The organism is Stenotrophomonas sp. LMG 10879, assembly GCF_002750935.1.
Lineage (GTDB): Bacteria > Pseudomonadota > Gammaproteobacteria > Xanthomonadales > Xanthomonadaceae > Stenotrophomonas > Stenotrophomonas lactitubi_B.
Window position 1 is genome coordinate 229,239 of record NZ_PEJT01000002.1, and the last position, 23,645, is coordinate 252,883.

At 68.2% G+C, this 23,645-nt stretch carries 23 protein-coding genes; 8 read left to right on the forward strand and 15 right to left on the reverse strand.

Translation table 11 applies throughout. The annotated features are described in order from the left end of the window. Positions 1-26 precede the first annotated feature (26 nt). Genes pdeM through CR919_RS03875 form a run of 4 tightly spaced genes read right to left on the reverse strand, consistent with a single transcriptional unit; the run spans position 27 to position 5,716 of the window. Positions 27-668, reverse strand: coding sequence for a ligase-associated DNA damage response endonuclease PdeM (gene pdeM, locus CR919_RS03860; RefSeq protein WP_099819112.1), 642 nt, complete (start codon positions 666-668; stop codon positions 27-29). Next, positions 658-3,117: a ligase-associated DNA damage response DEXH box helicase gene (locus CR919_RS03865; RefSeq protein WP_099818944.1), complete on the reverse strand. Its 2,460-nt coding sequence runs from the start codon at positions 3,115-3,117 to the stop codon at positions 658-660. The genes pdeM and CR919_RS03865 overlap by 11 nt, the downstream gene beginning before the upstream one ends. Continuing rightward, positions 3,114-4,721 (reverse strand): ATP-dependent DNA ligase, encoded by a 1,608-nt coding sequence (locus tag CR919_RS03870; RefSeq protein WP_099818945.1) that lies wholly within the window; start codon positions 4,719-4,721, stop codon positions 3,114-3,116. Before CR919_RS03870 ends, CR919_RS03865 begins: the two co-directional genes overlap by 4 nt. After that, entirely contained in the window at positions 4,718-5,716 is a 999-nt protein-coding gene (locus tag CR919_RS03875; RefSeq protein WP_099818946.1) for a ligase-associated DNA damage response exonuclease, read from the reverse strand. Before CR919_RS03875 ends, CR919_RS03870 begins: the two co-directional genes overlap by 4 nt. A 114-nt stretch (positions 5,717-5,830) precedes the next feature. On the opposite strand from CR919_RS03875, the gene CR919_RS03880 reads away from it, so the two are divergent. Continuing rightward, entirely contained in the window at positions 5,831-7,468 is a 1,638-nt protein-coding gene (locus CR919_RS03880; protein WP_099818947.1) for an acyl-CoA dehydrogenase family protein, read from the forward strand. 319 nt (positions 7,469-7,787) lie between these two features. Here the strand turns inward: CR919_RS03880 and CR919_RS03885 are convergent, their stop codons facing one another. The 3 genes from CR919_RS03885 to CR919_RS03895 form a co-directional block, all read right to left on the reverse strand. Further along, positions 7,788-8,198: a hypothetical protein gene (locus CR919_RS03885; RefSeq protein WP_099818948.1), complete on the reverse strand. Its 411-nt coding sequence runs from the start codon at positions 8,196-8,198 to the stop codon at positions 7,788-7,790. 149 nt (positions 8,199-8,347) lie between these two features. Further along, positions 8,348-8,689, reverse strand: coding sequence for a hypothetical protein (locus CR919_RS03890; RefSeq protein WP_089236409.1), 342 nt, complete (start codon positions 8,687-8,689; stop codon positions 8,348-8,350). A gap of 124 nt (positions 8,690-8,813) precedes the next feature. Then, a complete protein-coding gene (locus tag CR919_RS03895; RefSeq protein WP_099818949.1) occupies positions 8,814-9,989 on the reverse strand; it encodes a thiolase family protein in 1,176 nt (391 codons plus the stop codon). A 181-nt stretch (positions 9,990-10,170) separates the two neighbouring features. Here CR919_RS03895 and CR919_RS03900 point away from each other — a divergent pair, with 181 nt between their 5' ends. Continuing rightward, positions 10,171-13,008, forward strand: a complete 2,838-nt coding sequence (locus CR919_RS03900) for an autotransporter serine protease (protein WP_099818950.1) — start codon at positions 10,171-10,173, stop codon at positions 13,006-13,008. Between the two features lie 82 nt (positions 13,009-13,090). Here the strand turns inward: CR919_RS03900 and CR919_RS03905 are convergent, their stop codons facing one another. Continuing rightward, positions 13,091-14,188 (reverse strand): Glu/Leu/Phe/Val dehydrogenase dimerization domain-containing protein, encoded by a 1,098-nt coding sequence (locus CR919_RS03905; protein WP_099818951.1) that lies wholly within the window; start codon positions 14,186-14,188, stop codon positions 13,091-13,093. A 269-nt stretch (positions 14,189-14,457) separates the two neighbouring features. On the opposite strand from CR919_RS03905, the gene CR919_RS03910 reads away from it, so the two are divergent. Next, entirely contained in the window at positions 14,458-15,537 is a 1,080-nt protein-coding gene (locus tag CR919_RS03910; protein ID WP_099818952.1) for an HDOD domain-containing protein, read from the forward strand. Between the two features lie 3 nt (positions 15,538-15,540). Here CR919_RS03910 and CR919_RS03915 read toward each other — a convergent pair whose 3' ends face one another. The 3 genes from CR919_RS03915 to CR919_RS03925 all read right to left on the reverse strand — a co-directional run bounded on the left by CR919_RS03915 (position 15,541) and on the right by CR919_RS03925 (position 18,511). Then, positions 15,541-17,151, reverse strand: coding sequence for a phospholipase D family protein (locus CR919_RS03915; protein ID WP_099818953.1), 1,611 nt, complete (start codon positions 17,149-17,151; stop codon positions 15,541-15,543). 114 nt (positions 17,152-17,265) lie between these two features. Next, a complete protein-coding gene (locus CR919_RS03920; protein WP_025879164.1) occupies positions 17,266-17,964 on the reverse strand; it encodes an RNA pseudouridine synthase in 699 nt (232 codons plus the stop codon). A gap of 46 nt (positions 17,965-18,010) precedes the next feature. Next, the gene (locus CR919_RS03925) at positions 18,011-18,511 is read right to left on the reverse strand and encodes a M48 family metallopeptidase (protein WP_059064772.1); all 501 of its coding nucleotides are present in this window, start codon (positions 18,509-18,511) and stop codon (positions 18,011-18,013) included. A gap of 61 nt (positions 18,512-18,572) precedes the next feature. Between CR919_RS03925 and CR919_RS03930 the strand changes: the two genes are divergently transcribed. Beyond that, a complete protein-coding gene (locus CR919_RS03930) occupies positions 18,573-19,130 on the forward strand; it encodes a DUF2058 domain-containing protein (protein ID WP_099818954.1) in 558 nt (185 codons plus the stop codon). Between the two features lie 106 nt (positions 19,131-19,236). Then, positions 19,237-19,503 (forward strand): DksA/TraR family C4-type zinc finger protein, encoded by a 267-nt coding sequence (locus CR919_RS03935; RefSeq protein ID WP_025879161.1) that lies wholly within the window; start codon positions 19,237-19,239, stop codon positions 19,501-19,503. A 558-nt stretch (positions 19,504-20,061) separates the two neighbouring features. Here CR919_RS03935 and CR919_RS03945 read toward each other — a convergent pair. Then, on the reverse strand, positions 20,062-20,655 hold the full coding sequence (locus tag CR919_RS03945; protein ID WP_099818956.1) for a mechanosensitive ion channel family protein: 594 nt from the start codon (positions 20,653-20,655) through the stop codon (positions 20,062-20,064). 35 nt (positions 20,656-20,690) lie between these two features. Next, on the reverse strand, positions 20,691-20,870 hold the full coding sequence (locus CR919_RS03950) for a hypothetical protein (RefSeq protein ID WP_099818957.1): 180 nt from the start codon (positions 20,868-20,870) through the stop codon (positions 20,691-20,693). Positions 20,871-20,996: 126 nt separating this feature from the next. Here CR919_RS03950 and CR919_RS03955 point away from each other — a divergent pair, with 126 nt between their 5' ends. From CR919_RS03955 to CR919_RS03965, 3 genes are read left to right on the forward strand one after another with little or no spacing between them, the layout of a single operon-like run. Then, positions 20,997-21,575, forward strand: coding sequence for an RNA polymerase sigma factor (locus CR919_RS03955; protein ID WP_099818958.1), 579 nt, complete (start codon positions 20,997-20,999; stop codon positions 21,573-21,575). Then, positions 21,572-22,105 carry a hypothetical protein gene (locus CR919_RS03960; protein WP_099818959.1) on the forward strand — a complete coding sequence of 178 codons (534 nt, stop codon included), beginning with the start codon at positions 21,572-21,574 and terminating at the stop codon, positions 22,103-22,105. The genes CR919_RS03955 and CR919_RS03960 overlap by 4 nt, the downstream gene beginning before the upstream one ends. Before the next feature lie 12 nt (positions 22,106-22,117). After that, positions 22,118-22,996, forward strand: a complete 879-nt coding sequence (locus CR919_RS03965; RefSeq protein ID WP_099818960.1) for a DUF4097 family beta strand repeat-containing protein — start codon at positions 22,118-22,120, stop codon at positions 22,994-22,996. A 49-nt stretch (positions 22,997-23,045) separates the two neighbouring features. On the opposite strand, the gene CR919_RS03970 is transcribed toward CR919_RS03965, so the two are convergent. Both CR919_RS03970 and CR919_RS03975 read right to left on the reverse strand, forming a co-directional pair. Beyond that, on the reverse strand, positions 23,046-23,228 hold the full coding sequence (locus CR919_RS03970; RefSeq protein ID WP_025879072.1) for a hypothetical protein: 183 nt from the start codon (positions 23,226-23,228) through the stop codon (positions 23,046-23,048). 11 nt (positions 23,229-23,239) lie between these two features. Beyond that, positions 23,240-23,533 carry a YkgJ family cysteine cluster protein gene (locus tag CR919_RS03975; RefSeq protein WP_051501656.1) on the reverse strand — a complete coding sequence of 98 codons (294 nt, stop codon included), beginning with the start codon at positions 23,531-23,533 and terminating at the stop codon, positions 23,240-23,242. Positions 23,534-23,645: the final 112 nt, after the last annotated feature.

Below are 23,645 nucleotides of genomic sequence, written 5' to 3' on the forward strand. Positions count from 1 at the left end.
CAGGCCTCGACGCAGGCCTCGACGAATCAGCGAACCGGCAGCGGCACCACGCTGTCTTCCACGCAGGCGAGCAGCTGTTCGCCCGGTGCCAGTACAGGCACGACACCGGCGGTGAATGCCGAGAACGCCGGCAGGATGGTGATGCCCTGGCGCAGCCAGAACGCGGGGAAGCGCCGACGCAGTGCCGGCAACGCCACCTGCGGATGCACATGGCCGGCCAGCACGTGCGCAGAGGCATCGGCCAGCGGCTCGTGCCGCAGCAGGAACGGTCCCAAGCGTGCATCGTCATGCATCTGCACCTGCAGCGCCGCCTTCGGAAGATCACGGTCGTGATTGCCACGCACCACGTGGATGTCCAGCGCATCGTGCTGCTCGCGCCAACCAAGCCATTGCTGGTACCAGGCCGCGCGATGCGCCGGGCCATGCAGGACGTCGCCGAGAATCCACAGTTGCTGGCAGTGGTGGGTGGCCACCAGGTCCTGCAGGCGCTGCAGGTCATCGCCGGTACCGCCGGCCGGCAGGGCGATTCCCGCGCGCCGGAACACGTCCGCCTTGCCCAGGTGCAGGTCGGCGATCAACAACGCGCGACGTGCCGGCCACAGCAGCGCCCGTCCGCCCAGCAGCAGCATCGACTCACCGCCCAGCTGCAGTGGCAGATCAGCGGCCATGGCGGCGCTCCAGCTGTTGCGCGGCACGCTGCACGCGCGTGCGCCAGTCTTCATTGCTGAACTGCCCGCGCAGACGCTCGGCCCATAGCGGAAACGCCAGTGGTGTCAGCGACGATGGCTGCTGCAGCGACAACGAACGTGTGGCGATGCCTGCCAGCACCTGCTGCAGTCCGGGAAGATCCAGGCTGTCGTGCAGCACCTCATGCTCGGCCAATGCCAACAGCAGATGCTCCGGATCATGCTCGCGCAGCACGTCGTGCAGCAGACCGGCGGAAGCCTGCAGCTGGCGCAGCGAGCGTGGCATGCCACCAGGCAGGCTGGGCACCAGCAGGCCCGCCACGCGCGCGATGCCGCGGAACTGACGGCGCGCCAATTCGCCCAGGTTCACCGCTTCGCGCAGGTCCTGCAGCAGGCCGTCAGCATCCAGCATCGCCCGCCAGTCCTGTTCCTGCAGTTGCACCGGCGTCGCCGGAGCGAGCACCAGGCCATGGTCGTTCACCGCATAGCCGATGCTGTTGCGCTGTTGCCGGGTGCAGCGCAGGGCCAGCAGCGCGGCCAGCGCTTCATGCACATGGCGGCCCGCAAAGAGATAGACGAACAGGAACTGGCCCTCGCGCCGACGCACATCTTCCACCAGCAGGTGGCCAGGTGATGGCGGCGCAGACAGCTGCGACTGCAACGCCAGCAGCGGCGCAAGCCAGCGCGACTCCGCACTCTGGTCGGCGCCCGACAGCACCCTCTCCAGTTCGCGCCCCAGTGGCATCGACAACGGCAGCTGCCCGCCCTGCCAGCGCGGCACCACGCCATCGCCGCCACCGCGTGCCACGCGCACGAACGCGGTCATGTCGCGCAGCTGCACCAGCTCCAGCAGACGCCCGGCAAACTGGAAGCGGTCGCCCCGGCGCAGGCGGCTGGCGAACTGCTCTTCCACCGCGCCCAGGCTGCCGCCACGCAGGAACTGCACGCGCACGCTGCCGTCGCTGCTGATGGTGCCGATCGACAACCGATGGCGCAGCGCCTGGCGGCGATCGGGCATGCGGTAGAGACCATCGGCATCGCGTACCACCTTGTGGAACTCCGGATACCGCGACAGCGCACGTCCGCCCTGCACGATGAAATCAAGCACGGCATTCCACTGTGCGTCGTCCAGCGTGGCGAAGGCATGCGTGTCACGAACCTGCTGCAGCAGTGCATCGGCATCGAAGCCGCCAGCCAGTGCGCGGCTGACGGCATGCTGAGCCAGTACATCCAGTGACAAGGTGGGGGGACGTCGTGCTTCGATCACACCATCATGCAGCGCGCGTCGGGCTGCGGCGTACTCAGCCAGTTCCAGCGCATGGCTGGGAATGCACAGTATTTCGCCGCTGGCACCGGGCCGATGGCGTGCACGCCCGGCCCGCTGGCGCAGGCGGGCCACACCCTTCGGGCTGCCCAGCTGCAGCACCTGGTCCACTTCCGGAAAGTCCACGCCCAGATCCAGGCTGGACGTGGCCACCACGCACCGCAGCGTGCCGGCACGCAGTCCGTCTTCCACCTGCTGGCGCAGCGTAGGATCCAATGAGCCGTGGTGCAGGGCGAGCGTGCCGGCATCTTCCGGCCACACCGCCGCGAGGGCCTGGTGCCACAGTTCCGCCTGCGCACGCGTATTGGTGAAGAACAGGCTGCTGCGTGCGCGGAACACTGCATCGAGCACGCGCGGAAGCTGGGAAAGACCGAGATGCCCGGCCCAGGGAAAGCGTTCGCCGGGTTCGGGCAGCAGGCTGCGGATCGTTACCGGCCGCTGCCGTGCACCTTCCACGATGGGTGACTGTGGCCGGTGCGGCAGCAGTACGTCGCGTGCCTGCGGCAGGTTGCCCAATGTTGCCGACAGTCCCCACAGCTGCATCGCGGGCGCCGCCGCACGCAGCAGCGCCAGGTTCAACTGCAGCAGCACGCCGCGCTTGTTGCCCAGCAGTTCGTGCCATTCGTCCACCACCACGCAGCGCAGCTGGCGCATGCGTTCGAGGGTATCGGGATAGCTGAGCAGCAGCGCCAGCGACTCCGGTGTGGTCACCAGCACATCGATGCGACCTTCGCGCGCCAGGCGCCTGTCACGGTTGCTGGCATCGCCGCTGCGCAGCCCCACGCGCCAGCCCAGGCCAAGGCCATCGATAGGCGCCTGCAGCGCGCGTGCGGTATCGCTGGCCAGCGCCCGCAGCGGTGTCACCCACAGCACCTGCAGCGGGCGTACCGCGCTGGCGCGACGCGGTGCGGGGGGCGGGTCGAGCATCGCCTGCAGCAACGGGCCACCGAACATGGCAAGGGTCTTGCCGCTGCCGGTGGGCGTGTGCAGCAGGCCCGATTCGCCGGCCAGGTAGTGTCGCCACATCGCGCGCTGGAAGGGCAGCGGGCGCCAGCCGCGGCTGCCGAACCAGTCGTTCAGTCGCTGCAGCGCATCGCTGCGCTTCATCGCGCCAGCGCCTGCAACTGGGCCAGATGGTCGGCTTCGGCAGCCGGTTTGTCGTGGCGCCAGCGCAGGATGCGTGGAAAGCGCACGGCGATGCCGGACTTGTGCCGCGCGCTGCGGTTGACGGCTTCGAAACCGAGTTCGAACACCTGCTCGGCACTGACGCTGCGCACCGGGCCGAAGCGCTCGCGGGTATGCGCGCGGATCCAGCGGTCGAGGGCGAGGATTTCCTTGTCGTCCAGCCCGGAATAGGCCTTGGCCACGGGAACCAGCGTGTCGCCGTCCCAGACCCCGAAGGTGTAATCGGTGTACAGCGTGCTGCGCCGGCCATGACCCGCCTGCGCATACAGCAGTACGGCATCGATGGTGAGCGGCTCGACCTTCCACTTCCACCAGTCGCCACGACGGCGCCCGGACTGGTAGATCGAATCGCGGCGCTTCAGCATCAGCCCTTCCACGCCGCGCTCGCGCGATGCTTCGCGCAGCTGCGCGGCATGCTGCCAATCGTCGGCGGGCACCTCGGGCGACAGCTGGATGCGCGGATCGCCGAGCGCGCCGACCACCTCGGCCAACTGCGCGCGACGTTGCTGCAGCGGCAGCGCACGCAGGTCCTCACCGTCGCGTTCCAGCAGATCGTAGGCGAGCACGCGCACCGGCGTGTTGCGCAGGGTGGCGGCGCCGGGTTTGCGGCGCTGGATGCGGGTCTGCAGCGCGGTGAATGCACGCGGTAGATTGTCGGCGTCATCCCATGCCAGCAGCTCGCCATCCAGCACGCAGCCATCGGGCAGCGAGGCGGCGGCCTGTTCGATCTCCGGGAAGCGACCGTCCAGCCGTTCTTCGCCGCGCGACCACAACGCCACCTCACCCTGGCGCCGCAGCAACTGCAGGCGGATGCCATCCCACTTCCATTCCAGCAGCCAGTTGCCGATGTCGCCCAGCCGCTCGGTGGGCTCACCTTCCAGCGGCGAGGCCAGGAAGAACGGATAGGGCTGCTGGCGATCGGTCGGCAGTTCTTCGGCAGACAGCAGCGTGGCCAGCAGGCCGGGGGAGGGCACCCAATCGCCGAGCATGCGCTGGGCGATGCGGGCGATGTCCAGCCCGGACCACTCGGCCAATGCCTGCTGCACCACGCGCTGCGACACGCCAACGCGCAGTGCACCGGTCAGCAGCTTGTTGAAGACCAGGCGTTCGGCCGATGCAAGCTGTCGCCAGCCCTCGACTACAGCGGCACGACGCACGGGCTCTGGCTGGTTGGCGACGGCAAGCAGGTGCTGTTCGATCCAGTCGGCCAGGGGGCGATCCTCGCCTTCGCTGGCAGGATCATCCAGCAGCAGCGTGAGCGTCTCCGCAAGGTCGCCGACCTGCGCGTAGCTGTCCTCGACCAGCCATGGCGGCAGCCCGGATTCTTCGGCGATCCACGCCCGCAGTTCGCCACTGCCTGCGATCTTGCGGCGCGCGCCGCCCACCTTGCCACCGCTGAGCAGGTACAGCGCCCACGCCGCGTCGTGCGGACGTGCGTGCTGGAAGTAGTCGATCAGCGCCGCGCGCTTGTCCAGCGTCGCGGTGCTGCGATCCAGCCGCTGGTACAGCGCGGCGAAGGCCTTCACTCCTCGCCTCCGAAATCGGTGCGGAAGGCTTCGGCGGCAATGCCGCGTTCGCGCAGGTACGGAATCAGCGCATCGGTGTTGCCGTGGGTGGCGATGATCCTGCGTGCGCCGGTCTGCGTGATGGTCTGCAGCAGTGCTGGCCAATCAGCATGGTCGGAGATCACGAAGCCGCGGTCGACGTTGCGTCGGCGGCGATTGCCGCGCAACTGCATCCAGCCCGAGGCGAAACCAAGCTGGTGGCGGCCGAACCGGCGCAGCCAGGGCGTGCCGGCGGCCGAGGGTGGCGCCAGGATCAGCTGGCCTGCGGCATCGGGCTGACGTCCCTGTTCGGCAACGGTGAGCGTATCGAGCATCGGCACACCGGCCTGGCGATAGACGGCAACGCCGTTGGCGATGGCACCGTGCAGCCAGGCAGGCTGGTCATCCACCGCGCGCAGCTCGGCCAACACGCGTTGCGCCTTGCCCAGCGCGTAGCAGAGCAGCACGGCCGCTTCCCCGCGTTGCGCGCACTCGCGACGCCAGGCGGCGATCTCGGCCGCCACGGCGCGGGTATCGGGCCAGCGATAGATCGGCAGCGCGAATGTGGCTTCAGTGATGAAGGTATCGCAGGGCACCACTTCGAACGGGGTGCAGGTGGGGTCGGGCTGGCGCTTGTAGTCGCCAGACGCCACCCAGACCTGCTCACCGTCGTCGATGCGCACCTGCGACGAGCCGAGCACGTGCCCGGCCGGATGCAGCGATACCTGCACCCGGCCCAAGGCAAACGGCACGCCCTCGGCATGCGCGTGCAGCGGCACATCGCCCAGGCGCCAGCGCAGGATCGGCACGCTGCCGGTGCTGCAGTGGTATTCGCCCATGCCGGGTCGCGCATGGTCGCCATGGCCATGGGTGATGACCGCACGCGGCACCGGCCGCCAGGGATCGATATGGAAATCGCCTGCCGCGCAGTACAGCCCTTCCGGCCGCAGTACCACCAGATCGTCATTGCCTGCCATGCCGTCACTGTGGCGTGGCGGTCGTGCACGCGGCGAGAATCGGCCTGAACGCGGGGTTGCCGGGCGATACGGCACAATCGGGCCGCACACCTCTTGCCGGCGGGGAAGGAACCGATGAGTGGACCGAGCTTCAACAGCAGCGCTCCCTACGAAACCCACGTGGTGCTCAACCAGCCGCCACCGTTCGCCGGTCGCCAGTTGTGGACCGACGACATCGCACTGATGGAGGCCATACAGCGCGAGGGTGCGGCAGCGTTCGCGCCTCGCCTGGCGGTGTATGGAGGACTGGCCGGCGACGAGCTGTACCGCATCGGCTTCGACGCCAACCGCGACCGCCCACGCCTGCGCACCCATGATGCGCAGGGCCATCGCATCGATACCGTGGAATTCCATCCGGCGTACCACCAGCTGATGCAGGCGGCGAAGGAGCACGGCGTTGCCGGGCTGTCCTGGCACGAGCCACAGCCCGGCGCCCATGTCGCGCGCGCTGCGCTGAGCTACCTGCACCACCAGGCCGAAGCCGGCACCAGCTGCCCGCTGACCATGACCCATGCCGCAGTGGCCGTGCTGCGCGGGCAGCCGCATCTGGGCGAGTGGTCGCGCAAGGCCGCCGCACCGGTATACGACCCGCGTGATGTGCCGGTGGCCGACAAGGCAGGCATCACCCTGGGCATGGGCATGACCGAGAAGCAGGGCGGCTCGGACGTGCGCGCCAACACCACCCGCGCCGAACCCATCGATGGCGAGCGCTATCGGTTGATCGGGCACAAATGGTTCTTCTCTGCGCCCATGTGCGATGGCTTCCTGGTCCTGGCGCAGGCGCCGGCCGGATTGACCTGCCTGCTGATGCCACGGCGGCTGGCCGACGGCGATCGCAATGCGTTCCGCCTGATACGCCTGAAGGACAAGCTGGGCGACTGGGCCAACGCCTCCAGCGAAGTGGAGTTCTGCGGTGCCCAGGCCTGGCGGGTGGGCGAGGAGGGGCGCGGCGTCGCCACCATCATCGGCATGGTGATGATGACCCGGCTGGACTGCATGCTGGGCGCTGCGGCGGAAATGCGCATGGCGCTGGCGCAGGCGCTGCACCACGCGCGGCATCGTCGTACCTTCGGACAGCCATTGATGGACCATCCGCTGATGGGCAACGTGCTGGCCGATCTGGCGCTGGAATCGGAAGCTGCCACGGTGCTGGCGATGCGTATCGCGCGCGCGGTCGATCACGCCGGCAGCGATCCGGTCGAGGCCGCGCTCGCGCGGCTGGGGACGGCATTGGGCAAGTACTGGATATGCAAGCGTGCGCCTGCATTCGTCAACGAAGCGCAGGAATGCCTGGGCGGTGCTGGCTACGTGGAGGAATCGATGTTGCCGCGGCTGTACCGGCAGGCGCCGTTGAATTCGATCTGGGAGGGCAGCGGCAACATCCAGTGCCTGGACGTGCTGCGTGCGCTGGCGCGCGAACCGGAGGTGCTGGCGGCACTGCACGGTGAGCTGGAGGCGGTGGCCGACCGTGATGCGCGCTATGCGGCGGCGCTGCAGCGTTGGCACGATGCGGCGGCACCGGAGGAGGCACAGGCGAGGGTGTTCTGCGAACGCACGGCCCTGCTGCTGCAGGCGGCGTTGTTGCTGCGTGCACGCAGCCCGATGGCCGAAGCGTTCATCCGCAGCCGGCTGCAGGGCGAACATGGGTTGGCATTCGGCACGCTGCCGGCGGGGTTGGATGTGGCGGGGATGCTGGCGCGCGCGCTGCCGTAGCGGCGGCCAACGGCGAAGCCCCTCGTGGTGGGCGCTGCAGGAGCGTGGGCAGGGCCGCGCGGGTGGGCTGCGCAGGGGGCGCTGCAAGTACGTCCCTGTAAGCTCGGTCGCCGCATCCATGCGGCTCACGCCCCTGCGCAGCCCACCCGCGCGGCCTTGGACGGCTTCCGTGCGCGTCCAGCACGGAATCACAGAAGAAGCGAAAAGCGGAAAGCAGAAAGCAGAAAAGCCGCGGCGATGCCGCGGCTTTTCCTGTAGGGCCGAGCCCGTGCTCGGCTTTTCCGGTAGCGCCGGGCCATGCCCGGCGAACGCGAAGGCCTTAGTGCTTGGCTTCTTCCTTGGCGGCAGTGGCCTTGGCATCGTCGGCCACGTCGCGAGCCTTGTCGGCAACCTTCTGCGCGGCATCGGCAGTGGCGTCGCTGGCGTGCGCGGCGGCATCGGTCGCTGCGACCTTGGCCTTGTCAGCCGCGTTGGCGGTCGCGGCGGCAGCGCTGTCCAGCGCCTGCTGGGTGTCGGCGGCAGCCTGCTCGGAGGCGGCGGCGGTCTTGTCGGCGGCCTCACGGGTGGCTGCGGCAGCCTTGTCGACGGCATCGCGTGCGGCAACACCGGCGCTGTCGGCGGCCTGCGCGGCATCCTGCTTGGCCTGTTCGGCTTCCGGGCCCTTGCAGGCAGCCAGTGCGAGCAGCAGGGAGGCGGCCAGCAGGGTGGTGGTCAGCGGGCGAATCTTCATGGCGGTCTCCGGTACTGCAATGGATGGGGACGCCAGCCTATTCATACCGTTGTGAAGACGTGGTGGTGACCTGCGCGCGGAATGGCGCGCAAAGAAAAAGCCGCTGGCGAACCAGCGGCTTCTTCAGAACAGCTTGAAGAAAGAAGTTATTACTTCTTGGCTTCTTCAGCAGCGTCCTTGGCCTTCTCGGCGGTGCCTTCAGCAGCCTTGGCAGCGTCGGCAGCAGCGCCGGCAGCAGCGTCGGTGGCAGCGCCAGCAGCCTGGGCAGCGGCGTCAACCGAAGCGTCAGCAGCGGTGGCGGCGGTGTCAGCGGCCTGCTGGGCAGCGTCGGCGGTCTGGGCGCCAGCAGCGGCGGCCTGGTCGGCAGCAGCCTGGGCTTCGGTGGCGGCCTGGTTGGCCGAAGCAGCGGCGTCCTGGGCAGCTTCCTGCTTCGAGCAGGCGGCCAGGGCCAGAGCCAGGGACATCGCGACCAGCAGCTTGTTGATGCTCATTGTGTAAATCCTCGTCGTTAGAATTAGGCAACGCGCATGCTGCGCGCCGACAACATGATGACAAGCCAAGATTGGGTGTCAAGCGATCCCGCATTCATTTTTGCGAAATAGACGTTAAACCCTTTCAGATCAACTCGATGGCGATAGCCGTCGCTTCGCCGCCGCCGATGCACAGGGTGGCAATGCCGCGCTTGCCGCCGCGCGTGCGCAATGCGTTGACCAAGGTGACCACCAGGCGTGCGCCGGAGGCACCGATCGGATGGCCCAGCGCGCAGGCGCCGCCATTCACGTTGAGCTTGTCATGCGGGATGCCCAGTTCGCGCATCGGTGCCATCGCCACCACGGCGAAGGCCTCGTTGATTTCGAACAGATCGACCTGGTCCAGCGACCAGCCGGTCTTCGCCAGCAGGGTGTGGATGGCGCCGATCGGGGCGGTGGTGAACCACTCCGGTTCCTGCGAATGGGTGGCATGGCCGACGATGCGGGCCAGCGGCTGCAGGCCGCGTGCGGCCGCATCTTCTTCGGTCAGCAGGACCACGGCGGCAGCGCCATCGGAAATGCTGGAGGAGCTGGCGGCGGTCACGCTGCCGTCCTTCTTGAAGGCCGGGCGCAGGGTCGGGATCTTGGCAATGTCCGAGCGGCCGGGTTGTTCGTCGCTGGCGACCTCGACATCACCCTTGCGGGTGGCGACCTTCACCGCAACGATTTCGTCGGCGAAGGCGCCGTTGGCCTGGGCCGCCTGTGCGCGCTTGACCGATTCGATGGAGTAGGCGTCCTGCTCTTCGCGGGTGAACTGGTACTTGTCCACGGCACATTCGGCGAATTCGCCCATGGCCTTGCCGTCGTAGGCATTGACCAGGCCGTCATGGGCCATGTGGTCCACGGCCTGGAAGTTGCCGAAACGGTTGCCGGTGCGCGAGTTGGGCAGCAGGTGCGGGGCGTTGGACATCGATTCCATGCCGCCGGCGACCACGACCTTGGCCGAGCCGGCCTTGATCAGGTCATGGCCGAGCATGATGGCCTTCATGCCCGAACCGCAGACCTTGTTGAGGGTGGTGGCGCCGACCGACAGCGGAATGCCGGCGGCGATCGCCGCCTGGCGGGCAGGGGCCTGGCCGAGGTTGGCCGGCAGCACGCAGCCCATCAGGACTTCGGAGACGTCGCTGGCAGGCACGCCCGACTGTTCCAGCGCGGCGGCGATGGCGGCCGCGCCGAGGGTCGGGGTCGGAACGCCGTTGAACTGGCCGAGGAAGGAGCCGATGGCGGTGCGCTTGGCGGCGGCGATGACGATGTTGGACATGGCAATCTCGTTGATGCGTGAGCAATGTTCGGAAAGGAGACGACGGGCGTTGGATACGGCGCCGTTTCCCGGCAGACTGCGTGGGGGTCGGCCCAGTATAGAGGGTCGGCAAAGACTGCCGCTGGGCAGTACTGGATGCCTGCCCGGATGGCGGCAGGCCAACGTTCATGGGAAGGAAACGATGGAACGTAAGACGATGGGAAGGTCGGTCCTGGCATCGGCGCTGGCGGTGGCGCTGTCGGCGTGTGGCGGTGGAGGCGGCGGCAGCAACGTGCGCATCGACCCGCCTCCGACCACGCCGCCGGTCACCCCACCGGTCACCCCGCCTCCCGCTGCCAGGCCGCTGGAGCCGGCTGTGGATGCGCATCTGGCACAGACCAACGCGCGTGCCGCATTGGCCACGGGCGCGACCGGCCGTGGCGTGCGCATCGGCATCGTCGATTCGGGCGTGCTGCGCAGTGCCGAGGCGCTGAACGGGCGGGTGGTGGCCAACCTCAACTACATCGACCCGAGCCGCAACAATCTCAACGTCGATGACGTGCTTGGCCATGGCACGGCCGTCGCCAGCCTGGCTGCCGGTGCATCGGTGGGCGTCTGGCCGGGCGGCATCGCACCGGGGGCGGAGATCGTCTCGGCACGGATCATTTCCGACACCACGCCCAAGGATGACGGCAGTGGCAAGGGCAATTCCTTCAGCGGCACGCTGGGCGTGGCCGGGGTCCACCAGGACCTGATCAACTACGGCGTGAAGGTGATGAACAATTCCTGGGGCGGCCTGTACTGGACCGACCTCGGCACCACCGCGCAGGTCGCTGGCGAATACCGCCCCTTCATCATCAATCACGGTGGCCTGGTGGTGTTCGCCGCCGGCAACGAGGGGCGCGACCAGCCCAGCAGCGTGGCCGCGCTGCCCAGCCAGCGAGGCGTCGGCGGATCGCTGCCGGCAGCCGACCTGGAGAAGGGCTGGCTGGTGGCCACCGCGATCGATCCGAACAAGCCCGGTGAGCGTGCACCGTGGGCCAATGCCTGTGGCGACGCCGCACGCTATTGCCTGACCGCTCCCGGCAGCGCGGTGTTCCCGGAGCCGGGTACCGGCAAATACCTGTGGAACTACGGCACGTCCTTCGCCGCGCCGCTGATCTCCGGTGCCGCGGCGCTGGTCTGGCAGCGCTACCCGTACTTCGACAACGACCTGGTGCGGCAGACCCTGCTCGGCACCGCCACCGACATCGGGGCGCCGGGCGTCGATCCGATCTACGGCTACGGCATGCTCAATGTCGGCAAGGCGGTGAACGGTCCCGGCCGCTTCGACTGGGGCGATGTCACGGTCAATGTCGATGCGGCTTCCTCTGGCTCGATCTGGAGCAACGACATCGCCGGCGCTGGCGGCCTGGTCAAGCGCGGCGATGGCCGGCTGGAACTGAGCGGCAACAACAGCTACAGCGGTGCCACCCGCATCGAGCGCGGCAGCCTGGCCCTGCGCGGCGGGGCAGTGATCCGTTCCAACGTCAGCATCTCTGGTGCCGGCGGTGCTTCGATGGCCGGCCTGCAGTTCATGCCGGGCACGCCGCGGGTGATCGGCAACGTCGACAACGGCGCCAGCGTGGTGCTGGTCAACGCCAATACCACCGCAACCATCGAAGGCAATTACGCCCAGCGGCCGGATGCGCAGCTGATCGTCGCGTTGGGTGTGAACCCGCTGCAGGTGACCGGCACTGCACGCCTGGCCGGTGGCGTGGTGGTCGATGGCATCGTTTCCGGTTACGTGCCGCAGGTTGGCAGCCGCCAGGGCCTGATCCATGCCAACGGCGGTATCAACGGTACGTTCACCACGCCGGTGGCCAACACCGGGGCCAACGGCCTGACCCTGCTGCAGGCACAGTACGGCTATGGCAGCAACGATGCGTGGATGGACCTGACCCAGGTCAACGTTTCCGCTGCCGCGTCGGGCCTGGGCGCCAATGCGCAGGCGTCGGCACTGCGGGTGGCGTCGGCATTCACCGCGCTGGACCGCAATGCGGATCTGCAGGGTTCGGCATTCGGCGCGGCCGCCGGCGCGCTGCAGCGTACGGCGGGCGGCACCGATGGCCTGTCGGCGAGCCTGGAGAGCCTGTCCGGACAGGCGCATGCGCGTGCCGAAGCCTCGACCTTCGACAGCGTGGACATGTCGCGCCGTGCGGTTGCCGAGCGCTTCGACCGCGTGCAGGCGGCGCCGAAGCTGCGTGGCGCCTGGCAGAGCGCGCTGGGCGAAGCCGGGCAGGGCAGCTTTGCCGGCAACGCCGCCGACAGCCAGGGCTGGATGGCCGGCCAGGACGTGGCACTCGGCAGCAACGGTCTGCTCGGCATGGCCTTCGGCGAAACGCGCAGCAACGGTGGCAGCAACTTCAGCGGTGATCGTGGCCGCGATCGCCAGACGCAGGCGCAGCTGTATGCCGGCTGGAACCTGGGACGTGGCTATGCCCTGGCCCAGTTCGGTACCGGCCAGTTCACCCGTGAGCTGGACCGCCAGTTGCTGCTGGGCGCCGGTGCCTACGGTGTGTCCGCGCGCTACGGCGGGCGTTTCAGCAGTGCCAGCGTCGAAGGCGGCTATCGTTTCGGCCGCATCGGTGCATCGTTCACCCCGTACTTGGGGGCCAGCAGCACGCGTCTGGATACCGACGGCTTCAGCGAGCAGGGGGGCTTCGGCTTCGGCCTGCGCGGGGAGGCGTCACGTGCACAGCGCAGCCAGATGCTGGCGGGCCTGCGTGGCGAGCGGCAGTGGGGGCGTTGGACCCTGCGCGGCCATGCCGAATGGCAGCAACGGCTGGATGGCAGTGAGCAGGACTGGCAGGCAAGCTTCGTCGGCGTTGATGCCTGGGCGCCGTTGGCCGGTGTCGACGCGCCGCGTGGCAGTGCCTTGTTCGGCCTGGCGCTGGAATCGTGGTGGGGCCGCAATGGCCGCCTGAGCCTGGGTATCGACCAGCGCGTGGGTGGCAATGATGCCCGGCAGGCGGCGCTGCGCTACAGCACGGGCTTCTGATCATGGCGCCGGGCTTGCCCGGCGCGTCTATCCGGCGGTGCCGACCTACGGTCGGCACGCGCCCGGTCCGCCAGGGCGGCGATCAGCCGCCGCGCAGATTGCCCAGGCGCGGCGTGCTGCGGCCCAGCGGCATCTTCAGCTTGCCGATCGACAGGATGCGCGCTTCGGCGATCCGGTCGGCGGCGCGCTGCGGGGCGATGTTCTCGCGCTGCGACAGTTCGAAGATGCGCGTCAGGTTGTGGTAGATGCTGCGGATCAGCCGCATCGCGCGCTCGCGGTTGTAACCGTCGATTTCCAGCGACACGTTCATCACGCCACCGGCGTTGACCGCGTAGTCCGGCGCATACAGGATGCCGCGCGCATGAAGCTCGTCGCCGATCTCCAGGCTGGACAGCTGGTTGTTGGCGGTGCCGCAGATGATCTTCGCCTTGATCCGCGGCAGGGTGTCGGCGTTGATCGCGCCTTCCAGCGCGCACGGCGCGAACACATCGGCGTTCACTTCGTGGATCTCGTCCGGCTTGACGGCCTCGGCGCCGAAATCGCTGACTGCACGATCCACCAGCGCGCTGTCCAGATCGGTGACATACAGCTTGGCGCCACGGTCGCGCAGCAGCTTCACCAGTTCCATGCCGATATGGCCCAGACCCTGCACCGCGATGCTGGTCTTGCCCACTTCCTCATGGCCGAACTTGAAGCGCATCGAGGCCATCAGCGCCTGCAGCGCGCCATAGGCGGTGAACGGGGCCGGATCTCCCGAGCCGCCATGGACCTGGTGCACGCCGGTGACGAACTGGCTCTCCAGGTAGATGTTCTCCATGTCGTTGACGTCGGTACCGACATCCTCGGCGGTGATGTAGCGACCGCCCAGCGAATCGACATAGCGGCCGAAGGCGCGGAACAGCACTTCGGTCTTGTCGACCTTGGGGTCGCCGATGATCACCGCCTTGCCGCCACCGACATTGAGACCGGCCAGCGCATTCTTGTAGGTCATCGTGCGGCTCAGCCGCAGCACATCGGCCAGCGCATCGTCGGTGCTGGCGTAGGGGCGCATGCGCACCCCGCCCAGGGCGGGGCCCAGGGTGGTGTTGTGGATGGCGATGATCGCCCGCAGGCCGGCATCCTGGTTGTGGCAGAACACCACCTGTTCGTGGCCGGTGGTTGCGAGGGTTTCGAATAGCATGGGGTCTCCGATGGCGCGATCTGCGGTGAACTGCGGCGAACTGCCAATGAACGGTAGGGTCCGAAAACAAAAAAAGCGACGTCGTCAGTACAGGGGGACGGGTCGCGCGGCGCCATTCTAGTCCATTCGCCCGGGATATGCCGTCGACGCCGGAGGCGCCCGGGTTAAAGAAGATGAAAGTGCGGCCGATGCTGCGACGACGGCAAGTGGCCGGATGTGATGAAGGCGCAGGCAGTGGCAGCAGCAGGACAACGACAGGATGGGCGGCGATGACCGCAGCGTGGTGGCGATCCGTGCTCCGTTGGCTGTCGCGGCTGAGCGGGCAGGCCCCGGCACGCCTGGCCGCAGCCCCCCGCCAGGCCGTGGCTGCGGCGGCGGCCAGCCTGCAGGGTGACGCCTTGCCGGCGGCCGAGGTTGCCGCTCACCTGCAGCGCGGACTGCATGCGCTGGCCCTGTATCCGCGCTTGGCCGGCGAGCCCGCCGAGGTCAGCGCATCGGGTCTGGCCGAGGCGGTGGACCGCGCGCTGCAGGACCGCGACTGGGCCACCCGGCAGCTGCCGCGGCGCCCGCAACTGCTGCCGCAGCTGATCCAGACGGTCAATGACGACGTTGCATCGGCGCGGGTGATGGCGGCGATCATCGGCCAGGATCCGGTGCTGACCGGCAACCTGCTGCGGATCGCCAACAGCCCGGCCTACAAGGTGCACGAGCGGCCCGTGGAAAGCCTGCAGCGGGCGGTGACCCTGGTCGGCACCGAAGGCGTGCGGCAGATCATCAGCGCAGTGCTGGTGCAGCCGGTGATGCAGGTGCAGTGCGAGGTGTTCCCGCAGTTCAGTTCGATCATCTGGGAGCACGCCCTGCTGGCTTCGCGCGCGGCCGCCGACCACGCGCGCACGGTCACCTTCGGCGATGCCTTCGCGGCGCAATGGCTGGGCCTGGTGCAGGGCCTGGGCGCGGCGCTGGTGATGCGGCAACTGCTGCAGGAAGCGCAGGCGCGCGGCGAAGAGGTGGAGCCCGCGCTGGCCCTGCAGTTGCTGCAGCAATGGTCACTACCGCTGGCACAGCGGGTGGCTGCCGCCTGGGAACTACCCGAACCGGTGCATCAGGCCCTGGCGCCTGACGCTGACGGTGCGCTGGCCGACAGCCTGCGCCTGGCCAGTGCCGCTGCGGCGGCCAGCCTGCTGTGCCGGCACGGGCATGCCAGCCAAGGCCGCATGCTGGCCTTGCTGGAGCAGTTGCCGGCAGCGCCGCCGCACGCGCTGCGCTGGATCTGGCGGCGCCTGCACGGGCGCAATGTGGAGACCCTGGACGAGAGCCTGCACGGCGATGGCGAAGGGCCCGCCCGCTGATCGTTACAGCTGGGATTCCAGCGGCAACCAACTGATTACCCGCGCCGTCCAGCGCTTGCCGAGGCTGCTGCCGGGCTCGGCTTCGACCCAGTGCGGTGGTGGCTCGCGCTGCAGCCAGCGCAGTTCGTCATCAGCGCCCAGTGCCAGCCACCAGCTGTGTTCCGGGCTGGCCAGGCGCAGGTATTCCGCGCGCAGCTGCGCACCCAGTACCGGGTCGTCGAACAGCACGCCCATCTCGGTGTTGAGATAGGCCGAACGCGGATCGAGGTTGAACGATCCGACGAAGCCGCGTTGGTCGTCGACCAGCAATGCCTTGGTGTGCAGGCTGGCGCCACTGCTGCCGAACAGGCTGCCGTCACTGCTCTGGCCGCTCGCCTTCAGTTCGTACAGCTGCACGCCGGCCTTCAGCAGCGGCACCCGGTAGCCCATGTAGCCACCGTGCACGGCGGCCACATCGTTGGCCGCCAGTGAGTTGGTCACCACGCCGACCTGGGCGCCACGACCGGCCATCGCCGAAAGGCCGGCCAGCCCTTCGCTGCCCGGCACGAAGTACGGCGAGATCAACAGGGCCTTGTAGCGCGTCGACTGCAGCTGCCGGACCAGTTCGGTGACCAGCCAGTCGTCATGCGCATCGCCGTGGTGCTTCATCGGCGGATCGGACACGATCCGTACCTGCGTGCTCCAGTGCAGCGGCTCGGGGCTGGCGCGCTGGCGCTGGCGCGACTCGGCCACGCGCTGCAGGTACGGTTGCGCCTGCGCATGCAGCGCGTCCAGATCGGACTGGCGTACCAGCTGGCGCAGCTGCGCATCGGTGTAGGTCGCCAGCGCCGAGATCGGAATCGCCGCGTCGCTGTTCCAGTAGTCGTCGAAGATCTGGTTGGCCTGCTGCACGGCCGGGCCGGCCACCACCAGGTCCAGGTCCTGGAAATTCACGTCGCTGCGCGCGCTGAAATATTCCTCACCGATGTTGCGGCCCCCCACGATGGCGATGCGCCCATCGGCGATCCAGCTCTTGTTGTGCATGCGGTGGTTCACGCTGAAGGCGCGCTGCACCAGCTCCAGCGTACGGGCGATACCGCTGCGGTTGCGGAACGGGTTGTACAGGCGAAGCTCGATGTTGGGATGCGCATCGAGCGCCATCATCAGCGCATCCTTGTCCTTGGCGTTCATGTCATCGAGCAGGATGCGCACGCGCACGCCACGTTCGGCAGCGTCGTACAGCGCCTTGGCCATCAGGTGGCCGATCAGGTCGTCGTGCCAGATGTAGTACTGCAGGTCCAGGCTGCGGCCGGCATGTTCGGTGATCATCGCGCGGGCAGCGAATGCATCCATGCCATCGCTGAGGAAGGCCACGCCCGACTGCCCCGGATGGGCAGCCTGCAGCGGCATGATCTGTCGATCGATGGGCGTCTGCGCAGGCTGCAGTGGCAGGACCTGCGACGCTTCACCGCGCGCTTGTGGGGTCAGGTGGTCGGCCAGCAGCAGGCCGGACAGGACCAGCAGAAGCAGGGCGGCGACGATGATCGCGGCGACGCGCAGCAGGCGTCGCCATAGGGGGTTGCGCAGACTCATGACGCCGATGGTAGATCCACGCCACGCGTAGATCCACGCCACGCCTGGACGTAGATCCACGCCATGCGTGGATGAAACACCATCCGTAGATCCACGCCATGCGTGGATGAGTCGCCATCAGTAGATCCACGCCATGCGTGGATGAAGTGCCGTGACTCAGAACCGCTCGTCGCTGCCCAGGTAGCGCCACTGGCCCACGGCCAGCGGACCCAGCGCCACACGGCCAATGCGCAGGCGGCGCACCGCCACAACCTGCAGGCCGGCAGCCGTCACCGCAGTCCTCAGCCCCTTCGCAGTCAGCCCCTTGCCTGCAAAGCGCAGGCGCTGCTCGCTCTGCCAGCTGACCTTGGGGCCGCCGGCTTCATGCTGCAGCCGGGCCATCAGCCATGGGCCACGTTCCGGGCCGCCTTCAGCCACTTCGACCAGATACTCCTGTTCGGTGCGGCCCAGGTTGCGCTGCAGGTGCGCGAGCACCGCCGGATCCTGGCTGACCACCACCAGCCCGTTGTCGTCGGCCGGCAGCGAGGAGGCCAGCTGCAGGCCGTGGAAGTGCCGCTGCAGCGGACGGATGTCACTGGCGTCCAGCTCGCTGCGGGTCTCGGTGCGGATCAGCGCGCACAGGGCGTCGGCCGGTACGCCTGCCGGTTTGTGCAGCAGCATGCTGGCGCGCTCGGCCTTGCTGTCGCTGGCCTGTTCGGCCACCACGATGCTGGCGCTCTCGTCCACCGGACGTTGCGGCTGTTCCACCACCTCGCCATCGACGCTGACCCAGCCGCCCTCTATATAGCGCCGCGCTTCACCACGCGGGATGCCGAGCAGGGCGGACAGGCGTTTGTCGAGTCGGGTCGGTTCCATGGCGAAAGGTCGGGCAGGGGGCGCGCAGTGTAGCCGCTACGCCGGCTCAGCGCTGGCCACGGTTGGCCAGCTCGGTCAGGTACAGCCGGGTATCGAACTCCAGCTGCAGGTAATCGGGCTCCATGTGCTGGCACAGCTGGTAGAAGGCCTTGTTGTGGTCGGCCTCCTTCAGATGGGCCAGTTCATGCACCACGATCATGCGCAGGAAGGCGGCTGGCGCCTGCCGGAACACGGTAGCGATGCGGATCTCGCGGCTGGCCTTGAGCCGGCCACCGTGCACCCGGGAAATGGCGGTGTGGGTGCCCAGGGCGTGCTTGATGACCTCCAGCGTGTTGTCGTAGCAGACCTTGTTGAGCGGTACCGACTTCCGCAGGTAGCGGTCCTTCATGTCCTGGGTGTAGTCGTACAGCTGGCGGTCGCTGCGCACCTCATGCGGGTCGGGGTAGCGCTGCTGCAGCCACGGGCCGAGCTTGCCCTGTGCCAGCAGGTCGCTGACCTGGGCGACCAGGGGTTCGGGGTAGCCGGTGAGGTACTTCAGGACAGCCATGCAGGGGCGTCGGCGCGTCGGTAGAATGGGGCATCCAGATTACACGCGGTACGTATCGACCATGGCAAAGCCCAACGCGCTGCAGGAACAATTGCTCAAGGCCGGCCTGGCCAAGAAGTCGCAGGCCAGCGCCGCCGCGCGTGAACATGCCAAGGCCCGCCAGGGCAAGGCCGAGTCGACGTCGGCGGAAGTCCAGCGTGAAGCTGAACGCGCTCGCGCCGAGAAGGTCGAGCGCGACCGCGCGCTGGCCGCCGAACGCAACGCGCAGGCCAAGCTGGCTGAACAGAAGGCGCAGGCGAAACAGATCATCGCGGCCCACGCCGTGCCGCACAAAGGCGAGGACGAGTACCGCTTCAGCGATGGCGCGGTGATCCGCACCCTGTTGATCGATACCAAGCTGCGCAAGGCGCTGTCGGTGGGCGTGCTGGTCATCGTGGCCCACGGCGACGGCTACGCGGTGCTGCCGCGCGCGGCGGCTGAAAAAGTGCGCGAGCGCGCCCCGGAAGCGATTGTTGTCGACCATGGCACGCCCGGCTCCAGCGCCGAGATTTCCACCGGCAACGCCGAGGACGACGCCTACTACGCGCAGTTCCAGGTTCCCGACGACCTGGTCTGGTAAGGCGGCGCTGAACCGGCCGCAGCGTCCGCCGGGCATGGCCCGGCGCTGCCGATTGCGGCGGGGTGTATTGTCCCCATATCAGGCGACACCCCTGCGGAGGATGGCCATGGCTACCGGTTGGGCCGGAGATGGCGCGGTCCAGGACCAGATCGACGCCACCGTCGACGATGCGATTGCCCGCGCGCGGCGCCAGCTGCGCCAGGGCCCAGGTCTGGAACACTGTGAGGAATGCGACGCGCCGATTCCGTTGGCGCGGCGTCAGGCAGTGCCTGGGGTTCGGCTGTGCGTGAACTGCCAGCAAGCGCACGACGAAGAGGAACAGGCGCAGAGTGGCTACAACCGGCGCGGCAGCAAGGACAGCCAGTTGCGGTAAGGGGGTTCGGCAGGGCTGCGCCCTGCACCCGCCGAGGCCGTCAAGCCACAGCAACAGCGGGATTCCGTGGGATGGTGGGGCGGTGTCGGATTGCGGGGACGCCGCAAGTACGTCCCTGTAGGCTTGGCAGCCGCATCCATGCGGCTGACACCCCGCAATCCGAAACCGCCCCACCTCTGACAGTTTCCTGATGTCTGTTGGATCCACGTGCGCGTGGATGAATTTCGATGGAAATCGAGTATTTCGATATCGGATCGAACAGCATCCACGCATGGTGTGGATCTACGTGTCGACCAAGGTCGACACCCACCAAGGGCAGGCCATGCCGTTCCGACAGCTCGCGGAAAACTGTCGAAGGCGGGGTGGGGCCGGTGGCAGGGGCGTGAGCCGCATGGATGCGGCGACCGAGCTTACATGGACGTACTTGCAGCGGCCCCTGCCGCCGGCCCCACCCCGCCAACCCACAGGAACCCAGCTTTTGCTGTTGAGGTTGCCGGCCAGCGGCCGGCACTACCGCCTCTGCGGGCGCAGGGCGCAGCCCTGCCGACCAACCTAACCTCAGCCGTCGCCCTGGATGCCGCCGGGCGCCTGCGTCGGGTCGCGCCAGCGGCGCACCGTGCGTTGGAAGAACAGGTTGTTCGGCAGCTGCAGCACCGTGCCCTCGTGGCCGTCACCGGTTTCCTGCAGCGTGGTGTAGATCAGGTTGACGTCGATCACCCGGCCCTTCAGCCCGGGCTTTTCGCCGTTCTCCAGCACTTCGATGTAGTCATGCAGGCGGAACGGCCGCGTGGTGAAGATCAGCAGCGTGCAGAAGATGTTGGACAGCACGCTCCAGGCCGCGAAGAACGCCACCGCGCCCACCGCGGCAAAACCGGTGAAGGCCGTCCACAACACCGAGGGCGAGGCGCCGAGCAGGCTGAGGATGTACAGCACCGCGCTGAAATAGACCACGAAACTGGTGATCCGGCGCGCACCCATCACCATTTCCGGTGGCAGCGTGTAGTGGTCGGCGAAGCGGCGGATCAGGCGCCGCGCCAGCACCCGCAGCAGCCAGGCGGCGAGCAGGGTGACCAGGATCTGCAGGGCGATCCCGATGTCATGCAGCCAGGGGTGGGTCCAGGCGGGCAGGTGGTCCTTCAGCGACAACATCATGGGGCGACAACGTGTGACGGAAACGGGGCTTGATGTTACCCGGCGCGTGTCGGCGTTTCGACCGCCTGTGTCCAGGCAAGGCAGACAAGGTCCTGTTTGTGCTGCTGCAGGCAGGCGCGGCCGCTGTCGGTGCGCCAGTGCAGGGAAACGCCGAACGCCTGCAGCAGCATGCAGACCACGATCGCCAGCAGGGCGGCGCAGGAAGGACTGGACATGGGAGGCTCCTGGCCGGGCAGGCCTGCGGGGGACCTGGGATGGATGCAGCCAGCCGCGAAAAGGTTGCAAGCGGAAAGCGCCTCGGCAGATCTAAACCTTTTTCCGGCAGGCTGCATCCAACGGATATGCTCGACACCACCATGCCCGCGCCGCCTGCCGCCATCGACGTCGTCGACGAAACCGCTTTGGTGCGTGCGGCGGCGGCCGGCGATACCGCTGCCTACGAACTGCTGTATCGGCGGCACTCGCCGCGGGTGTTTGCCACCCTGTGGCGGCTGTGCGGCGGCCAGCAGGCACGTGCCGAGGATGCACTGCAGGAGGCGTTCCTGCAGGCATGGAAGGCACTGCCCGGCTTTCGTTTCGAGAGCAGCGTGTCGACCTGGCTGCATCGGTTGGGGGTCAATGCCGCGTTGATGGAACTGCGCGGCCGTGCCGCCGGGCATGACCACGACAGCCTGGACGACGTGGACGGTGGGTTGCCGGAGATGGCGGTGCATGACGGTTGCGCCGGCACCGAACGCGATCTGGAACGCGCATTGGCGACCCTGCCACCGCGCGCACGTGCGGTGCTGGTGCTGCACGATATCGAAGGCTGGAAACACCATGAAATCGCCGGCCAGCTGCAGATGGCGGTCGGTAGTTCCAAGGCACAGCTGCATCGCGCGCGTGGCCTGCTGCGCGCGCGGCTGGGAGACATGACATGAGTACTCACGACCACGATTCCGACCACGACCTTCTGGCCCGGCTGCGCGCGCTGCCGAGCGAACGCAGCGTACCCACCGATGGCTGGGAACGCCTGTCGGCGCGGTTGCCACCCCGCGAACCGGTTGCCGCGCAGGTGCCGACGGACAACGTGGTGGCCTTGCCACTGCGCAGCCGTCGACGCTGGTGGTTGCCGGTTGGCGCGGCGCTGGCGGCCAGCCTCGCGCTCTACGCGGTGGCGCCATGGCGGCATGCGCAGCTGGACGCGCCGGCACCGTCCGCCCTGCAACTGCAGGCCGCGGCGATGACCGAGCAGTACCAGCAGGCCGTGGCTTCGCTGCCTGATGGGCGGGCGCCGGAATGGCAGCCCGCCCTGCACGAACTGGATGAAAGTGCGGCACAGATCCGTGCCGCGCTGGCGCAGGACCCGCGTGCACCGCACCTGCTTGGCCAGCTCAGGCGCACTTACGCGCTGCGGCTGGAACTGACCCGGCAGGCGGCCTATGCCGCCGAATCCGGCTTGACGACCTGAGGAGACCCCCCGATGCGAACCCTTTTCCCCTTCTGCGCGACCCTGCTGCTGGTGCCCACCATGGCGCTGGCCGACACCCGCATCGACGAACGCCACACGCTGGCTGCGGGCGGTCGTATCGAATTGAGCAATGTGGCCGGCAAGGTGAGCGTGCGCGGCTGGGACCGCAACGACGTGCAGCTTACCGGCACGCTCAGCGACGGCCTGCAGCTGCGCCAGGAAAAGAGCGCCAACCGTGTGCGTTGGGAAATCGAGTATCCGCGACGCGGCAACAGTGGCGGCGCCACCCTGACCCTCAACGTGCCGCGCTCGGTGGAACTGCTGCTGAGCACGGTCAGTGCCAGCCAGGACATCAGCGGCATTGACGTGCGCCGACTGCAGGCCGATACGGTCAGTGGCAGCCTGAGTGCATCGGGTCGCAGTGGCGACAGCAAGCTCAATACGGTCAGTGGCAGTGTCAATGCGCGACTGCAGACGCCGAAGCTGGACGTGAACACGGTCAGTGGCCGCATCGAAGCCGGCGGCGGCGTGTCGGGCGATATCGGTGCGCAGACGGTGTCCGGCCGGGTCGAGGTCGACGCCGGTCGCGTGCAGCGGCTTGCGGTGGAAACCGTGTCGGGCAGCATCGACCTGTCGGCGGCCGGGCTGGCACCGGGCGGGCGCATCAACGTGGAGTCGGTCAGTGCATCGGTCAGCCTGCGGCTGCCGCGCACGGTGTCGGCGCAGCTGTCGGTGAACAGCTTCAGCGGGTCGATCAACAGCGACGCCGGCAAGGTCGAGCGGCCGCGCTATGGACCGGGCAGCAGCCTGGATGCCCGCCTGGGCAGCGGCGACGGCGATATCCGCGTGCAGTCGCACTCGGGCAGTGTGCAGGTACGCCTGGACCGCTGAGCGCGGCCCGGCAGGCCGCGGCGGCAGCGCCGCCGCGGTCGGGGGTGGGTCAGCTGGCTTTCTTCAGCGCCCAGGTGGTACCGAGAACTTCAATCTTGCCACCGCTCTTGCGGAACGCGGCCAGGTCGGAGGCGATCGAGTCGCTGTTGACCACGGTGCTGGCGGATGCGCCCTTGCGTTCGCTGCGGATGCTGTTGCTGGCCTTCGCGGGGGTCTTTGCCTTGCGGGGCATGGTTGCTCCTGTCAGGTGGAAGGGGAGGAAAGCGCGCAGGACTCAGCCTGGCGCAGGTAGTCCTGCCGCTCGCGGCGGCAGTCGTCGCCGCCCATCGAGAACTGGCGGCAGATCGCCGGGCGCTGCGAATAGATCGTGCAGCGCAGGTGATACGGATCGATCGCCGCGCACCAGCCTTCCTCGTTGCGCGCCATCACGGCACGGCCGTGGGCGTCGCGCGACAGGAACTGGCCGGGCACGTGATCGCCGGGCTGCAGCAGGACCGGCAACCGGCAACAGACCGCGTCACAACGGCGGCAGTCGATGGGTGCTGGTTCAGCGTCAGGTTGTACGGCCACAGGGGCCTGGCGGGTGCCCAAAGCGGGTCTCGATGGCGGCTCGGGTAGTACGCAGACCATGATCGAGCCAGAGGGCATG